The 15,071-nt window shown below is 71.5% G+C and carries 13 protein-coding genes; 7 read left to right on the top strand and 6 right to left on the bottom strand.

Annotated features, from left to right (window positions below):
- Positions 1–258: 258 nt before the first annotated feature.
- Positions 259–699 carry a DUF7144 family membrane protein gene (locus tag OHN74_RS12665; protein WP_443060381.1) on the bottom strand — a complete coding sequence of 147 codons (441 nt, stop codon included), beginning with the start codon at positions 697–699 and terminating at the stop codon, positions 259–261.
- Between the two features lie 206 nt (positions 700–905).
- Between OHN74_RS12665 and OHN74_RS12670 the strand changes: the two genes are divergently transcribed.
- From OHN74_RS12670 to OHN74_RS12690, 5 genes are all read left to right on the top strand, one after another.
- Entirely contained in the window at positions 906–2,306 is a 1,401-nt protein-coding gene (locus tag OHN74_RS12670) for a DUF2252 domain-containing protein (protein ID WP_327694673.1), read from the top strand.
- Between the two features lie 62 nt (positions 2,307–2,368).
- The gene (locus tag OHN74_RS12675; protein ID WP_327694674.1) at positions 2,369–2,779 is read left to right on the top strand and encodes an SHOCT domain-containing protein; all 411 of its coding nucleotides are present in this window, start codon (positions 2,369–2,371) and stop codon (positions 2,777–2,779) included.
- Between the two features lie 409 nt (positions 2,780–3,188).
- Complete coding sequence (locus OHN74_RS12680) at positions 3,189–4,529, top strand: hypothetical protein (RefSeq protein ID WP_327694675.1); 1,341 nt, start codon at positions 3,189–3,191, stop codon at positions 4,527–4,529.
- A gap of 274 nt (positions 4,530–4,803) precedes the next feature.
- Positions 4,804–5,319, top strand: a complete 516-nt coding sequence (locus tag OHN74_RS12685; RefSeq protein ID WP_327694676.1) for an LmrA/YxaF family transcription factor — start codon at positions 4,804–4,806, stop codon at positions 5,317–5,319.
- Between the two features lie 68 nt (positions 5,320–5,387).
- Positions 5,388–6,059 carry an enoyl-CoA hydratase-related protein gene (locus OHN74_RS12690; protein WP_327694677.1) on the top strand — a complete coding sequence of 224 codons (672 nt, stop codon included), beginning with the start codon at positions 5,388–5,390 and terminating at the stop codon, positions 6,057–6,059.
- Positions 6,060–6,125: 66 nt separating this feature from the next.
- Here the strand turns inward: OHN74_RS12690 and OHN74_RS12695 are convergent, their stop codons facing one another.
- Together OHN74_RS12695 and OHN74_RS12700 are read right to left on the bottom strand one after the other, a co-directional pair.
- Positions 6,126–7,019: an RNA polymerase sigma-70 factor gene (locus tag OHN74_RS12695; RefSeq protein WP_327694678.1), complete on the bottom strand. Its 894-nt coding sequence runs from the start codon at positions 7,017–7,019 to the stop codon at positions 6,126–6,128.
- 72 nt (positions 7,020–7,091) lie between these two features.
- A complete protein-coding gene (locus OHN74_RS12700) occupies positions 7,092–8,270 on the bottom strand; it encodes an NAD(P)/FAD-dependent oxidoreductase (protein WP_327694679.1) in 1,179 nt (392 codons plus the stop codon).
- Positions 8,271–9,005: 735 nt separating this feature from the next.
- Here OHN74_RS12700 and OHN74_RS12710 point away from each other — a divergent pair.
- Together OHN74_RS12710 and OHN74_RS12715 are read left to right on the top strand one after the other, a co-directional pair.
- Positions 9,006–9,485 (top strand): MarR family winged helix-turn-helix transcriptional regulator, encoded by a 480-nt coding sequence (locus tag OHN74_RS12710; protein WP_327694680.1) that lies wholly within the window; start codon positions 9,006–9,008, stop codon positions 9,483–9,485.
- Positions 9,486–9,665: 180 nt separating this feature from the next.
- The gene (locus tag OHN74_RS12715; protein WP_327694681.1) at positions 9,666–12,611 is read left to right on the top strand and encodes a helix-turn-helix transcriptional regulator; all 2,946 of its coding nucleotides are present in this window, start codon (positions 9,666–9,668) and stop codon (positions 12,609–12,611) included.
- A gap of 43 nt (positions 12,612–12,654) precedes the next feature.
- On the opposite strand, the gene OHN74_RS12720 is transcribed toward OHN74_RS12715, so the two are convergent.
- The 3 genes from OHN74_RS12720 to OHN74_RS12730 form a co-directional block, all read right to left on the bottom strand.
- Positions 12,655–13,512 carry a hypothetical protein gene (locus OHN74_RS12720; protein ID WP_327694682.1) on the bottom strand — a complete coding sequence of 286 codons (858 nt, stop codon included), beginning with the start codon at positions 13,510–13,512 and terminating at the stop codon, positions 12,655–12,657.
- 127 nt (positions 13,513–13,639) lie between these two features.
- Complete coding sequence (locus tag OHN74_RS12725; RefSeq protein ID WP_327694683.1) at positions 13,640–14,485, bottom strand: hypothetical protein; 846 nt, start codon at positions 14,483–14,485, stop codon at positions 13,640–13,642.
- Between the two features lie 41 nt (positions 14,486–14,526).
- Complete coding sequence (locus OHN74_RS12730; protein WP_327694684.1) at positions 14,527–14,928, bottom strand: hypothetical protein; 402 nt, start codon at positions 14,926–14,928, stop codon at positions 14,527–14,529.
- Positions 14,929–15,071: the final 143 nt, after the last annotated feature.

Here is a 15,071-nt window from a genome sequence, read left to right on the forward strand (position 1 = left end):
GCCCGCCGGGGAGTCCACCAGCCGGTTGACTCCCCGGCGGGTCCCGGTCCGCCCTGCGGGGCCACTGGGACGATGCGCGCACGGCACCCCCGGCAGGCCCCTGCCGAGAGTTCCGCGACGGCCCTCGACGAGGCGTGCGTGAGCCCGGGGTGGACCGCTCTCCTCGTGCTCCTCACCCACCGGATCCCGGGGACCCTGCCCCGTTCGACGGAGCCGTAGCCGTAGCCGCGGGACGGCCGGTACCGAGCCGTCCTCGCCTCATCGCTCCGACGGGCTGGGAGCGGTGCACAGCGCCCAGATCACGAAGCCGTTGAGCGCGATCAGGACGACGGCCCAGAGCGGCGCGTACGGGATCCAGAGGAAGTTCGCGAGCATGGCCAGACCGGCGAGCCCCACGCCGACGGCCCTGGCCCAGGTGGCGCCCTGGAACAGGGCGGCACCTGCGAGAGTGATGACCACGCCCATCACCAGATGGATCCAGCCCCACCCGGTGATGTCGAACTCGTACACGTAGTTGCGGGTGGTGACGAACACGTCGTCTTCGGCGATGGCGGCGATGCCCGCGAGAAGCGTCATCAGACCACCGAAGATCATCAGGACACCCGCGAAGACCAACCAGCCGCTGCCGATCCCGGTACCGCTCCTCGCCGGGCTCCGTACGGCCGCACCCGGGCGGCTCCCACTCGCATGACTGGCCATCACAGGCTCCTTCGTGTCGTACGGCCCACCCGACCGCACATGCTTCGTCGGGCCGGTCGGGTTACTTCCAATCTGGTCCCGCGAAGTGCGCCGCGCACTTCGAGATGCCGCCCGATGCGGGGTGTGGAACGGTGGGAGGGCCGAAAACGGGCCCGGACCGGGGCCAGAGGTCTCCCCGGGGCCGGCTCCGTCCAGGAGGTGGCGTCATGGCCGACCAGGCCGGCGGAGGGCATCCGAAGGAGCGGGCGGCGCTGGGCCGGGCCGCCCGGGCGGACGCGCCGCGCTCGGCTCACGCGGAGTACCGGCAGTCGGCGAAGCGACCCGACCCGGTCGACGTCATAGAGGCCCAGTCGGCCGCCCGGCTGCCGGAACTCGTGCCCATCCGCTACGGCCGGATGCTGGAGTCCCCCTTCCGCTTCTACCGGGGTGCCGCCGCCGTGATGGCCGGCGACCTGGCCGACACGCCCCGCTCGGGATTCACCGCGCAACTGTGCGGTGACGCGCATCTGCTGAACTTCCGGCTGCTCGCCTCGCCCGAACGGCACCTGATGTTCGACATCAACGACTTCGACGAGACCCTGCCAGGCCCCTGGGAGTGGGACGTCAAGAGGCTGGCGGCCAGCCTGGCCATCGCCGGACGCGAGAACGGCTACACGGACGCCGAACGGGCCTCTGTCGTACGGACCGCCGTACGGTCCTACCGCGAGCGGATGCGTCACTTCGCCGGCCTGGGCCACCTCGCCGTCTGGTACGCCAAGGCCGACACGGAAGTGCTGTGGGAGCTGGCGGGCGGGAAGGTGGGGGCGCGGGCCCGCGAGCGTGCCCGGCGGGCCATGGCCAAGGCGCGTGGCCGCGACAGTCTCCAGGCGTTCGGGAAGCTCACGCGGGTGGTCGACGGCCACCGCAGGATCGCCGCCGACCCTCCCCTGATCGTGCCGCTCCAGGATCTGCTGCCGGACGTCGAACGCGACGCCCTGGAGGAGCAGTTGCGCGAGCTGATCGAGCGCTACGGACGCAGTCTGGAGTCCGACCGCCGCCATCTGCTGCGGCAGTACCGGGTCGTCGACATGGCCCGCAAGGTGGTCGGGGTCGGCAGCGTCGGCACCCGGTGCTGGATCATCCTGCTGCTCGGCAGGGACGACGAGGATCCGCTGCTGCTCCAGGCCAAGGAGGCCGACCGGTCCGTGCTGGCCCCGTTCGCCGGGGCGAGCGCCTACGACAACCAGGGCCATCGGGTCGTCGCGGGGCAGCGTCTCATGCAGGCCGCGAGCGACATCTGCCTGGGCTGGGCACGCGTCACCGGGATCGACGGACGGCAACGCGACTTCTACGTACGTCAGTTGCGGGACTGGAAAGGCATCGCCGCACCCCAGCTCATGACCCCCAAGGACATGCGCGCCTTCGGTGAACTCTGCGGCGCCACTCTCGCCCGTGCCCACGCCAGATCCGGGGACCGCGTCGCCATCGGCGCCTACCTGGGCGGCGGCGACGTGTTCGACCGCGCGCTCGCCGTCTTCGCCGAACGCTACGCCGACCAGAACGAACACGACCACCAAGCACTCACCGACGCCGTACACACCGGCCGGGTCCGTGCCCTGAACGCGTAGCGCGTGCAGGGGCCGAAGACGACTGCCGCGCCGCGAGGCACGGCACGGGCAGGAGGACGACCATGAGCGACAACCTGAACCTGGCATACGACTATCCGCTGCTGGGAGCGTTCTGGACGATGATGTGGATCTTCCTGTGGATCCTGTGGATCACCCTGCTGTTCCGCGTCATCGGCGACGTCTTCCGCGACGACTCGCTGAGCGGCTGGGGGAAGACCGGGTGGACCTTCTTCGTGATCATCATGCCGTTCCTCGGAATCTTCGTGTATCTCGTCGCCCGGGGGCGTGACATGGGCAAGCGGGAGCACCAGGCCGCCAGGGCACGCCAGGAGTCGCTCGACGCGTACTTCCAGGGACACGCGGGCAGCAGCGGGCCGGCGGACGAGCTGACCAAGCTCTCGGAGCTCAAGAGCAAGGGTGTCCTCACCGAGACGGAGTTCCAGCACGCCAAGCAGAAGGTCCTGGCCTCCTGACCTCGACGCGGGCGCCCCGCCGGCTTCCCCGCCTCCTCACCGCCCGGGCCTGTCCGGGGTACCGGGCCCACGCTTCCCGGGGGCGCGCCGGTACGGGTGCGTCCTCGCGCGGGCCGGGCGTGGTCGCCGCGGTCCTCCCGAGCTTGCGGCCGTACCGCGCGGCGAGGGCCACGACGGACGCGAGACCGCGCGGCCCGAACCACCCGACGTACGCCACGGTGGGCAGCCGCAGCCCCGCCTGCCGCGTGATCACGCCGGTGGCCTCCTGGTACAGGCCGGCGAGGGATGCTCCTCGACGCCGACACGGGCACTGCGGACTCTGGCCCGTACGGCCCACCCGGGCGGGCCGTCCTGCCGTGGAGCGGCGGAAATGGAGGGAGGCACTCGCACCAGACGTCTTGGAGTCCGCATGGCCGCCAGCCCGCACGAGCCGTCCGAGCCCGCTGCCGCCCCGGAGGCGGAGGCGGGTGACACGGCGGGGAGCAGTCGCGGGCACGGCTCGGCCCCAGTGCGGGTCACGCGGAAGGCCTCCTCGGCGGTGCTCCTCGTGCTCACCTGCGTCCTGGTGCCGGTCGCCCTGCTCACCGTGTGGGTGCACGACATCGCGCTGGACACCGACCGGTACGTGGAAACGGTCGCGCCGCTGGCCTCGCATCCGGCGATGGAGGAAGCGGCGGTCAGGCGTATCACCCGAGCCGCCGAAGCGCGGGCGGACGGCACCCGGGCCGCCGCGGACATCGCCGCCTGGCTGCGGTCGCAGGGGCTGCCGCCCCGCGCGGCACAGGCCGTGGAGGGTCTGGGCCCGCAACTCGACTCGGCGGTCGCCGACACGGTCGAGAAGGTGGCCACCCGTTTCGTGCGCGACGACCGCTTCGAGCGGATCTGGACGGACGCCAACCGGGCCGCCCACGCCGGGGTCGTGCACGCGCTCACGGGCGAGGGCCGGGGTGCGGTGGGGGTGGACAACGGGACGGTCACCCTCGATGTCGGCGAAGCCGTCGACCAGGTCAGGCGGTCGCTCGTCAAGGCCGGCTTGTCACCGGCCGCCAGGATCCCCGAGGTCGACCAGCAGATGGTGCTTCTCCGGTCCGACCAACTGGAGAAGATCCGCAAGGGTGTCCGTCTGCTGGACGTGCTCGGGAACTGGTTGCCCGCGCTGCTCGTGGTGATCGGTACGGCCGGCGTACTGCTGGCCCGGCGGCGCCGCCGGGCCCTGGCCCGTACGGCTCTCGGCGTGGCCTTCGCCTGCCTGGTCGTGACCGTCGCCCTGGTCGTCGCCCGCCGCTACTACCTGGATCGTCTCCCGCCCCAGGTGCTGTCGGAGGCCGCCGCGGCAGCCGTCTTCGACACCCTGCTGCGCTTCCTGAGGGCCGGCCTGCGCACGACGATGGTGCTCGGTGTGGTCATCGCGCTGGGCGCCTATCTGATCGGCCCGGGAAAGCTGCCGCGCGCCGTCCGGGGCACCTCCGAGCGCGCCGCCGACTCCGCGGCGCGGTGGGCGTACGCCCATGAGGCCCGCACCGGCCGGGTGGGGATCTGGGCCGAGGCCCACCGAAGGTGGATCGCCCTGACGGCCCTGCTGATCGTGGCCCTGCTGTTCGCGCTCTGGAACCGCCCGACGACTCCGAGCGTCCTGCTGCTGGTCATCGCCCTGCTGACCGTACTCGCGCTGCTCACGCTCCTCGCGGCCACCGGCCGCGCCACCATCGACGCCGAGGGCCGGCCACCGCGCCCGGAGGGCCGCGTGTGACGGGAGGCCGCGACGGCGTCCGGGTCGCGAGTCCGTCCCCGCCGCCGGTTCGCCATGGCCGTCGTCGTCGGCGCCGTCGGATCGAGTACTCCCACGACCGTCAGTAAGCGGTAGACCTCCTGAACCGCATCGCCACGGTGTTGTCGGGCCCGAACCTCCCGGAGGACCGGGCCGCCACCTGATCTCCCCTTGCCTGTTCTGTGCCACACCCCATAAGTTACTGACAGGTAGCTCGCCCGGCGGGCCACACCGCCGTCGGAAGGGTGGTGGGCGGATGAGCCCGCGCAGGAGTGACAGCCGTGACCGGACGATCCTCGGCACTGCCTCCCCGCTGCGCGAGTACGGGGCGCACACGACCGGCATCGACCGCGTGCTCGCACACAGCGGAGCGCCTCGGGGCCCGGTCCACCAACACGTCCCCGGCGGGCGGACGCAGCTCATCGACGACCGGTGGAGGCCGTCGACGTGTCCTTCGCCCTGTGGTGCTACCGGCTCGTGGCGAGCGGCTTCCGGGTCGGCTGGCCGATCGCTCTCGGCAGCCGCTGTCTTCGCCCGCCGGCAGGAGTCCCTCGCGGTCCTGTTCGTCCGGCACGGCCTGACCGAGGAACGCAGCCGTCGGCTGGGGGGCTTGATCGTCGCCGCGGTCGAAGGCGCGGTCGAAGGCGAGGTGATCATGTGCCGGACCGAGCAGAGCACCGCTCCCATCGAGGCAGCCGCCACCGGGATCGACGACCTGCTCCGCCACGCCCCGCGCGACCGCCCCAACACCGAATCAGGGCCCGGTCCGTGACCCGCAGACCCGCAGTCCCTCGCACCCGCAGCGACTTGAACCAGTCAGCTCAGCTCGAAGGAGTCTCCATGCCCTCGCTCGACCGCCACGACAACGTCTTCGTCCTCGACCTGGGAGACGGAGAGAACCGTTTCCACCCCGACTGGCTCACCGCCGTCAGTGCCGCGCTCGACGAGGTGGAGAAGGCGGAGGGCCCCCGCGCCCTGGTCACCGCCGCGACCGGCAAGTTCTACTCCAACGGGCTCGACCTGGACTGGCTGTTCGCCCACTCCGACCAGTACCACGACTACGTCGTCTCGGTCCATGAGCTGTTCGCGCGGATGCTGTCGCTGCCGGTCATCACGGTGGCCGCGCTCCAGGGGCACACCTTCGCCGCCGGCGCGATGTTCTCCCTCGCCCACGACTTCCGCGTGATGCGCGCCGACCGCGGCTACTGGTGCCTGCCCGAAGCGGACATCGACATCCCCTTCACCCCCGGCATGGCCGCCCTCATCCAGTCACGCCTGGCGCCACAGACCGCCCACAAGGCCATGGTCACCGCCCACCGCTACGGCGGTTCCGACGCCGCGGCGGCCGGCATCGTCGACCAGTCGGTCACCGAGGACGCGGTGCGCTCCACCGCAGTCGAGATCGCCCAGGCCCAGGTGGCCAAGGCCGGCGACACACTCGGCACCATCAAGGCCCGCATGTACGCCCCGGCCCTGGCCACCCTGCGCGACACCGCCAACCCGCTCGGCTGACCAGCACCTCACCGGCCGCGCACCGAACCCACCGGTCCCACCGGAAGTGCTTCCGGGCTCGACGCCTCAGGGCAGCGCCAAGCTGTTGTCGGGGGTCAGGCCGCTGAGCTTTTCGGGGTTGACCTGGAAGCGCAGGTTCTGGATGCGGCCGTCGACGAGGTCGAACGAGAGGGCGCCGACCGTGTGTCCGCCGAGGGTGGCCAGGACGCCGAGCTCGCCGTTGATGACGGCCGGTTCCATGGTCAGGGTGGCCAGTTCGGGCTTGGCCAGGAAGCCCACGAGCCAGCGCGCGACACGGTCGGTGCCGTGGAGGGGGCGGCGGGCTGCGGTGACCTTGCCGCCGCCGTCGGACCAGGCGGTGACATCGGGGGCGAGCAGCTCCATGACGGCGTTCAGGTCACCGCCCGAGCAGGCCGCCAGGAACTGGGCGGTGACCTGGCGGCGCCGGGTCCGGTCGGCGTCGAAGCGGGGGCGGCGGGCCTGGACGTGTTCCCGTGCGCGGTGGGCGATCTGACGGACCGTCGGCTCGGGACGTTCGAGGGTCTCGGCGATCTCGGCGTGCGAGTAGCCGAAGACCTCGCGGAGCAGGAAGACGGCGCGTTCGACGGGGCTGAGGGTTTCCAGGACGACGAGCATCGCGGTGGAGACGCTGTCGGCCAGTTCCGACTCCGCGGCGATGTCGGGGGAGGTCAGCAGGGGCTCGGGGAGCCATGGCCCGACGTAGGTCTCGCGGGTCGCCCGCGCGGAGGTGAGGCGGTTCAGTGAGAGGTTGGTGACCGTGCGCACCAGGTAGGCCTTGGGGTGGCGGACCGTGTCGCGGTCCGCTGTGCTCCAGCTCAGCCAGGTGTCCTGGAGGACGTCCTCCGCGTCGGTGACGCTGCCCAGCATGCGGTAGGCGGTGGCGAACAGCAGCCTGCGGTGTTCGATGTACGGGTCCTGCTCGTCCCTGGCGTCGACCATCGGCTCATGCTGCCAGCGCCGTAACCAGGGCGGCAAGGCCCGGGATCATGGCGCCGGCAGCCGATGCGCCCGTCATGCCACGGGCTTGCGGGTGGCCCGGCCGCCCTTGGAGACGATGGTGGTGACGTTCATGCGCTTGCTCAATCGGTAGGTCGTGAGCGGGCTGCCGCTGACCATCTCCTTGTACGCGACGGCGCTCCGGCCGGTGAGGTGCATACGGCGGGGGGTTTCGTCGGCCTTGGTGAACTGGATGACGGCGTCACGGCGGCCGAGGCTGACCGGCTGGTGGAAGTAGCCGAAGCGGAAGGGCTTGACGGCCTTGCCGCGCACGAGTCGCGCGATGGTGTCGGCGGTGTACTGGGCGGTGGGCAGGCCACTCTGGCAGGTGCCGTGGATCTGCCCCCAGGCCAGCCGGACGGCGGCGGCGTCGCCGATGGCGTGGATCTCCGGGTGGGAGACCGAACGCAGGGTGGCGTCGACCAGGATGAGGCCGCGGTCGTCGGTGGCGATCCCGGCGTCGGCGGCGAGCGGCGACACCTTGACGCCGGTGGTCCACAGGCAGGCGTCGGAGCGGACGAGCCGGCCGTCGGCCAGTTCGACGGCGTCGGGCAGCACCTTGGTGACGCGGGCGCCGGTCTCAAGAGTGACGCCGAGGCGGTCCAGCGCGCCGTAGAGGTAGGCGCGGGCCTTGGCACCCATCATGCCGCCGGGCTCGTCCAGGCTGATCAGCGTGACGTCCAGGCCGGGGTGGCTCTCGGCGATCTCGGTGGCCGCCTCGACGCCGGTCAGGCCGCCGCCGCAGACGGTGACCGTGCCGCCGGACGCGGCGACCTCGGTGAGGCGCGTGGCGAACCGACCGGCGATCTCCGGGTTGTTGAGGGTGAACGCGTGGGTGTCGGCGCCGGGGACCTTTCCGGTGTCGGTCGAGCTGCCCAGTGCGTAGACGAGCGTGTCGTACCCGAGGGTCTCGGCGTCGTCGACGGTGATCTGCCGGGCCTCGGGGTCGATGGCGGTGGCGGCGCCCTGGACGAACGTGACGCCCGTGCCGGTGAGGAGGTCGGGGATCCGGTGGTCGGCGAGCTCCTGCCCGGCGGCGATCTGGTGCATCCGCAGCCGCTCGACGAACCGGCCGGAGGGGTTGACCAGGGTGATCTTCACGCCGGTCCGGCGGGTGCGGTGGGCCAGCCGGATGGCACAGAACAAGCCCGTGTAGCCGGCGCCGAGGACGACGATGCGGTGGCCGTTGTTCATCGGATCTCCCAAGGTCGGGCACCGGCTTCGGTGCCGGTGACGCCCATGGGACAAGCGACCCGCACCGCACGTGACAGGTCGCAAATGTGATGTACGTCACAACAAATGCATCGGTGGCGTGCCGGCAACAACCCGTCGGCCGCCCCGAGCCGACGCGTATCCGACACCCGCCCACCCCGGGGAGGCCGGCCTCCCCGAGCGGCTCCAGCGCCAGACCCTCGGCGCAGACCGACAGGCACCCCGATTCGGCTCCGCGCCCCGCCCCCACTCGGCTGCGTTCCGCCTCCGGCAGTCCCCGGAAACGCTCCGCCGCCGACCTGGCAGCGCGGGCCCAGGACGCCGCGTCCGGCAAGGCCGTCCCCACCGTCATCACTCACCCGCTCGATCAGACCGCGACCGCCCAGCAGGTCAGCAGGTCAGCAGGTCAGCGACGCCGGGCTGTCCGGGGCGAACTCGTCCTCACCCTCGACCGATCACGACCGCCACGCCTTCCGCCGAGCCCGGCCGCCTTTCCCGGTCACCCCACCCGCTCATCACCCCACCGAAGGACATCGCCCACGGCACGGCCTGCCTCGTCCCCGTCGATGCCCTCGCGCTCTCGCTCGCCAACCCCGACCTGGTCGAGCCACTACGCTCTGACGCGCCGCTGAACACCCCCGACCCGGCGACCCTCTACGGCGGCGGAGCAGTCGGCTGCACCGACTACCCCACCCACACCGCCCGAGGAACCGAACCATGAACGACCCCACACCCAACACCCCCACCACAGCCGGCGAAGGGCCGATGAGCTACGCGATCTTCCAGCTCGCCCGCGCCCACCGGGCCCGTGCCGCCGCCATGCTCCGCGAGATGGACCTGCATCTTGGACAGGAACTGCTGCTGATGCACCTCCTCGACCGGGACGGCCAGACCCAGTCCGAACTCCTCGAAAGCGTCGGCCTCGACCACTCCACCGTCTCCAAGTCCCTGCGCCGCATGCAGGACGCCGGCCTGCTCCTCCGCGAACCGGCCCAACACGACCGACGCGTCATGGTCGTCCACCTCACCGACAAGGGCCGCGCCATGCGCGAACCCCTCGCAGCCATGTGGCGAACCCTGGAAGAGACCTCCGCCCGCAACCTGACGGCCCAACAGGCGGAGTCCTTCGTCCGCACCGCCCACGCCATCGCCGACGCGATCAACAGTCACACCCTTCCGCAAGAGGAGTCCGAGTAACTCCCTCTGCCCGCACCCCGGTTCCCGTGGTGCTGCGGTGTGAGATCCGTCCGTCCCGGTTCACCGACGCGGCGGTTACGACGATCAACAGGAGAGAATGATATGTGAGGGGAATGTAAAGACAGGGGGGCAACTGTGGGGGCGGACGGGGTAGTTGGGGCGAACGGGAACGGAGTTCCGTTGCTGGGCCGCTCCGTCGAACTGGCCCGGTTCGACGCGCTGCTCGACCGTGCGGCAGACGGCGCGCGCGGCACGGCACGGGGCGAGGAGTTCCGTGACAGCGGCCGTTGCCGGCTCGTCGACATCACCGGTGAGGCCGGCATCGGCAAGAGCCGGCTGCTCGGCGAGGTCTGCGCGCGGGCGCGCCGACGCGGAATGACGGTGCTGCGCGGCAGAGCCACGGAGTACGAGCGGCAGGTGCCGTTCCAGGTGTTCACCGACGCGCTCGCCCACCTCGACCCGAACGCCCTGGACGCCCTGGACGGCTTCCAGGAGACCGACCCGGTGGCGCCCCTTCTCCATCGGAGCGGCGCGGTCGACCGTTTCGGACTGCACCGGTCCACGGCTGCCCTGCTCGCCCGGCTCGCCGCCCCGTCCGGGCTGCTGCTGGCCCTCGACGACCTGCACTGGGCGGACCCGGCGTCACTGGAGTTGCTGGACCATCTCGTACGCCATCCCGTGCACGCCCCCGTCGTCCTGGCCGTGACACGCCGTGACCGCCAGAGTCCCGAGTCCCTCGCCGCCAGGCTCACCCGGGAACTCGACACCGGCACGGTCGTCAGACTCGGTCTGAGACCGCTGAGCGCACGCGACTGCGCCGAACTGGCCGGCCCCGGCATGCCGCCCGCCGAGACCGCCGCGCTGTACGCCGCGAGCGAGGGCAACCCGTTCTACTTCCTGACCCTCCTTCAGGCCCACCGCGGGGGTACGACACCCGAGTCCTCGGCGCCGCCCGGCCTCGGCACCCTGCTGCTGGACGAACTGACCGTGCTCGCCCCCTCCCGGCGCGGCATCGTCGACGCCGTGGCGGTACTGGGCGAGCACGCCACCCCGGCGATGGTGAGCCGGGTGACCGGCCGCTCCGGCACCGCGTTCACCGCCGATGTCCACGCCCTCACCCGACGCGACCTGCTGCGCTCCGCCCCCCAGGGCCTGCTGACCCTGCGGCATCCGGTCGTGCGAACCCTCGTCCACGAAAGCACGCCCCTCTTGAGGCGCGTCGAGATCCACCGGCTCGCCGCGCAGGAACTGGCCCGCGCGGGTGCCTCCGCCGCCGAGCGGGCCCACCATGTGGAACAGTCACTGACCGCCTGGGACCCGGCAGCGGTGGCCGTGCTCGAAGAGGCCGCCGCGCGAACCGCCCGAACGGCCCCGGCGAGCTGCGCCCACTGGCTCGATGTGGCACTCCGCCATCTTCCGCACACTCCCGAACACACCACCAGGCGGCGTGAGTTGGTCCTGAGGCGGGCCCGCGCCCTGGCCGCGTGCGGTGGCCTGCGCGAGAGCCGCGATCTGCTCCAGGAGCTGATCGCCACCCCGCGGCTGTCACCCGGTGGCCCGGCCACCGACGAGAACCAGGGTCTCGGCGAGAACCAGGACCGCCTCAGAGTGCGCGCGGTCGTCCTGTGCGCGCTGGTGGAGCGTCATCTGGGGCGCTGCACCGAGGCGGTCGCGCTGTTACGCCGCGAGCTGGCCCGCGGCCCCGCCCCGGCCGACGTCGTCCGGCTCGGTCTGGAGCTGGGCTCGGCCGCGCCCCAGGACAGCGGCACCTCGTACGCCCAGGTGCGCACCGAGGTCGAGGTGGCGCTCGCGGCGGCCCGGTCCCTGGGGGACGAGGTCAAGGAGGCGGGCGTCCTCGCCGTCGCCGCCCTGGGAGAGGCGTACGAGGGCAACATGACCGCGGCGCACGGATTCGCCCGGGAGGCCGCCGCCCTGGTCGACTCCCTGCCCGACAACGATCTCACCGCGCTGTGCGAACCACTGGCCCGGCTCGGCTGGGCGGAGGCGTTCCTGGAGCACTACCCGGACGCGGAGCGGCACGCGGAGCGCGGCCTCGACATCGCCCGCCGCAGCGGCCAGCTCTATGTCGTGCCCCATCTGCTGCTGTGCCTGTCCCATGTCCGGGTCCAGACCTGCCGGATCTCCTCGGCGCTGGAACTCGCCGACCAGGCCGAGGACATCGCCCGCGGGATCGGCAGCGACCAGTTGCTCGCGTTCGTCCTGGCGAGCAAGGCCGCGGCCCTCGTCGCCGCCTGCCCGCCGGGCGATCCCCGCCCTCTCGCCGTAGCCGAGGAGGCGGTGGCGGCGGCCGGTACCGGGGTCGACTGGTGGGCCTCCACGGCCTGGTGCATCTTCGGCTGGGCCGCGCTCATGGCCGGCGATCCGGTCCGGGCCCGGGACGCGATGCTCCGGGCGGGCGGCCCCGAACTGCAGCGGATCCAGCCCTCGATGCGGCCGCTCTACCTGGAGATCCTGGTCACGTCCGCACTGGTGACGGGCAGGCCCGAGGAGGCCCGCGGCTGGGCCGAGCGGGCGCGCAAGGAGGCGGAACAACTGGGGCTGCCGATGCAGCGGGCGTCCGCGCTGCGCAGCACCGCCCATCTGCCGCTGGCGCAGGGGGACACGGCAGCGGCGGCGGACCTGTTCGCGGAGGCCGCGGCGGAGAGCGCCCGCTGCGGCGCGGTCTTCTGGGAGGCCCACTCCCTGCTGCTCGGCGCCCCGCTGGAAGCGGCAGCGGGCCATGGCCGGGGCGGCACGCACGCCTGGCTCAGGGGGCGCCGGCTCGCCGAGACGGGCGGCAGCGGAATGCTGGTCGGCCTCGCCGACGCCACCCGTCCGCCCGGTGGCGGCTCCGAGGCTCCGTACGATTCCCCGGAGCGCGCCGAACTCACCCAGCGGCTGGCCGCCCTGACCGCCCGCGAGCTGGAGATAGCCGAGCTGGTGGCGCAGGGGCTCACCAGCCAGGCCATCGCGGACCGGCTCTACGTCAGCCGGCGTACCGTCGACACCCATGTCTCCCGCGCCTTCCGCAAGACCGGGGTCTCCTCACGTACCGCCCTGGCCACGCTGATGGCCCGCCGCCGCACCGGGAGCCGCTTCGGGGACACCCGCGCGGAACAGGACTGAGCCCGGTCCGGCCGCCACGGTCCGGACCGGGCCGGGCAGCCGCCTACTTGACGTCGACGAAGTCGCCGGTCGCCGTCGCGGCGCCGGTCGTGGCGGTGCCGGCGAAGACGAAGCGGTAGTCGCCGTCGACACCGGCCTTGGTGGTGGTGCTCAGGGCGCCGGTGCGGCTGGTCTTGACCGTCTTGAGGGTGGTGTAGGTGCTGCTGCCCTTCTTGCGGAACTGCAGCTTCACCGGCTGGGTCGCATATCCGTTGGTCTTGCCCGTGGACCAGTCGGCGCGCGTCAGCTTGCCGGTGACCGTGATGGTCTTGCCCTTCTTCACCGGCTCCGGGGAGGCGTTGACGGTCAGCTTGGCGGCACGCTTGATGCTGGCCTTGGCGACGTCGTCGTCGGCACTGGCGCTCGCGTAGAGGTCGTAGGCACCCAGGAAGAGCTTCCAGGGCCCCGCGACGCCGTTGCCGTCCTTGAAGTCGACCGCGGGGTCGATGGTGAAGACCGTCTTGCAGCTGTAGCTGTAGCCGCCCTCGACCGTGGTCTCCGTGCAGACGGGGTTGTCGTCCGTCCCCAGGGCGCCGGTGATGGTGTCCGTGCTCGAACTGTCGGTGCCCTGCCACAGGAACGCCATGGTGAGGGCCAGGCCTTCCTCGTCGAAGGCGGTGAACGTGACGGGAACGGCCTTCTTGCCCGTCACGCCGAGAACGATGTCCTTGCCCTTGTTGACGACTCCGTCCTTGAAGGTGGTGCCGCCCACCGGGTCCTTCCGCAGGCCGCTCTGCGCGGCGAAGGCTCTGAGATCCGTAGCCGTCCCAGGGCGCTCCGCTCCATGAGCGGCGCCCGGAAGAACGAGCGCCGAGAGTATGAGGGCGCCGGAAAGGACGGTGGCCGTGGTGTGCATACGCATGTGATTTTCCCCAGGGTGAGGTCGGACGGCCCAGCCGAACTTGCCTTGTGGCAGGGCCCGTTGACGTGGTGAAGAGAAAGCGGTCAAGAATCCAGGAGGTCGGTGCGCTCCCGGATGCGCGGAGGGCTCAGGACGTGGGAGAGCGGAAGACGTCGTCGATGTCGAGGCTGAATTCGGGCGTCGGGTGGAGCTCGGTCGGGTAGAGGCTGGTCGGGAGAAGGTCCGTCGGCTGGGAGCCCGGTGCGGGTACGTCGGCCGGGTCGGCGGTGGGCTTGCCGTCCGGGCTGCACACCTGCGGCGCCGAGGGCTCGGACAGTTCGTGGTCGGCGACCCGCTGCGACCGGAAGTCCACAATGGCGCGATCCCAGGCGTCCTTCTGGCCGCCGACCTCGACCTCCTCGGGCAGTTCCCTGCTTGTCAGCGGCTTGCCCACGGTGACCGAGATGAGGGCGCCCACGCAGGGACTGCGGTCCGTCGCGTAGAGGGACTTGGGCAGGGCGATCTTCCGCTCGACGCCCGCGTCCACATGGAGTTCGACGCGTTTCACCCGCTGGATGTCGAAGTAGTAGGCGGGCCGCACCCCGTTCGAGAGGCGTTTCCCATCGACGCCGTTCGCGACTCCGTACACCAGTTTCCAGAACTCGACCTGCACGGTGATCTTCCGGCAGAGCGGCCCGTTGTACCCCGGCAGACTGACAACCCTCAGCCCGTCGCCCCCGTAGTTCTCCTTGGGTGTGTCGACGAAGCGCCCGACCCAGTCCCTGGACTCCTCGGCCGTCCACCCCTTGTTGTCGTGGCAACCGGACGCCCCGGTCGGATAGGGGGGAGTGATCGACGGGGTCGGCGAAGGGCTCGGCGACTCGGACGCCCCCGTCGCGCTCTCGGACGGATCACCGGAAAGGGAGGTGCCGCGGGCGCTCGAACAACCCCCGGTGAACAGGACGGCCACGGCGAGGGCCGCGACGACGGGCACGACGGAGTGTTTCGGCCCGGGTACGCGCTTGGGCACGCACCTCACTGATCGAACCAGTTCCTGGCTTCCGCGGAGCAGGCACCCCGCAGCACGACAAGGGCGAGGAGGATGCCCGCGATCGAGATGCCGCCCCCGTTCAGCAGGCCCACCAAACCGCTGACCAGGCTCAGCACCTCGATGGCGATGATCGTGACCCGTATCCCGTTCGCCCGCGTGCCCGCGAAAACGCCGCACAGCAGGAGCGCCCCCGCGATCAGCAGCGTCAGCACCGCCACGAACCGGAGCAGCCCGGCCCCGTCTTCCTGACCGTGGTCCACCGCGTCGTCCACCACGGCGAGCAACAGGAATCCCGCCACCAGGCTCAGCACGGCCTGGACCCATACCCCCGCCAAAGCCATCTTGACGTTCTTCGGCATCTGCGCTTTCACGCCCCGTGTCGTCATGCACGCAAGGAAACGGCACAGATGTCAGGGACACATCGGTAGGAGTACGTAATCCATGTACGTATGTGCCATCGCCGCCCGGCCGCCGCGAACTCCTACACGTCGCTTCGGCACGCGGGGGCCTCGCAGTGCGGGTCTCGTGG

Source organism: Streptomyces sp. NBC_00459, from assembly GCF_036013955.1.
Taxonomy (GTDB): domain Bacteria; phylum Actinomycetota; class Actinomycetes; order Streptomycetales; family Streptomycetaceae; genus Streptomyces.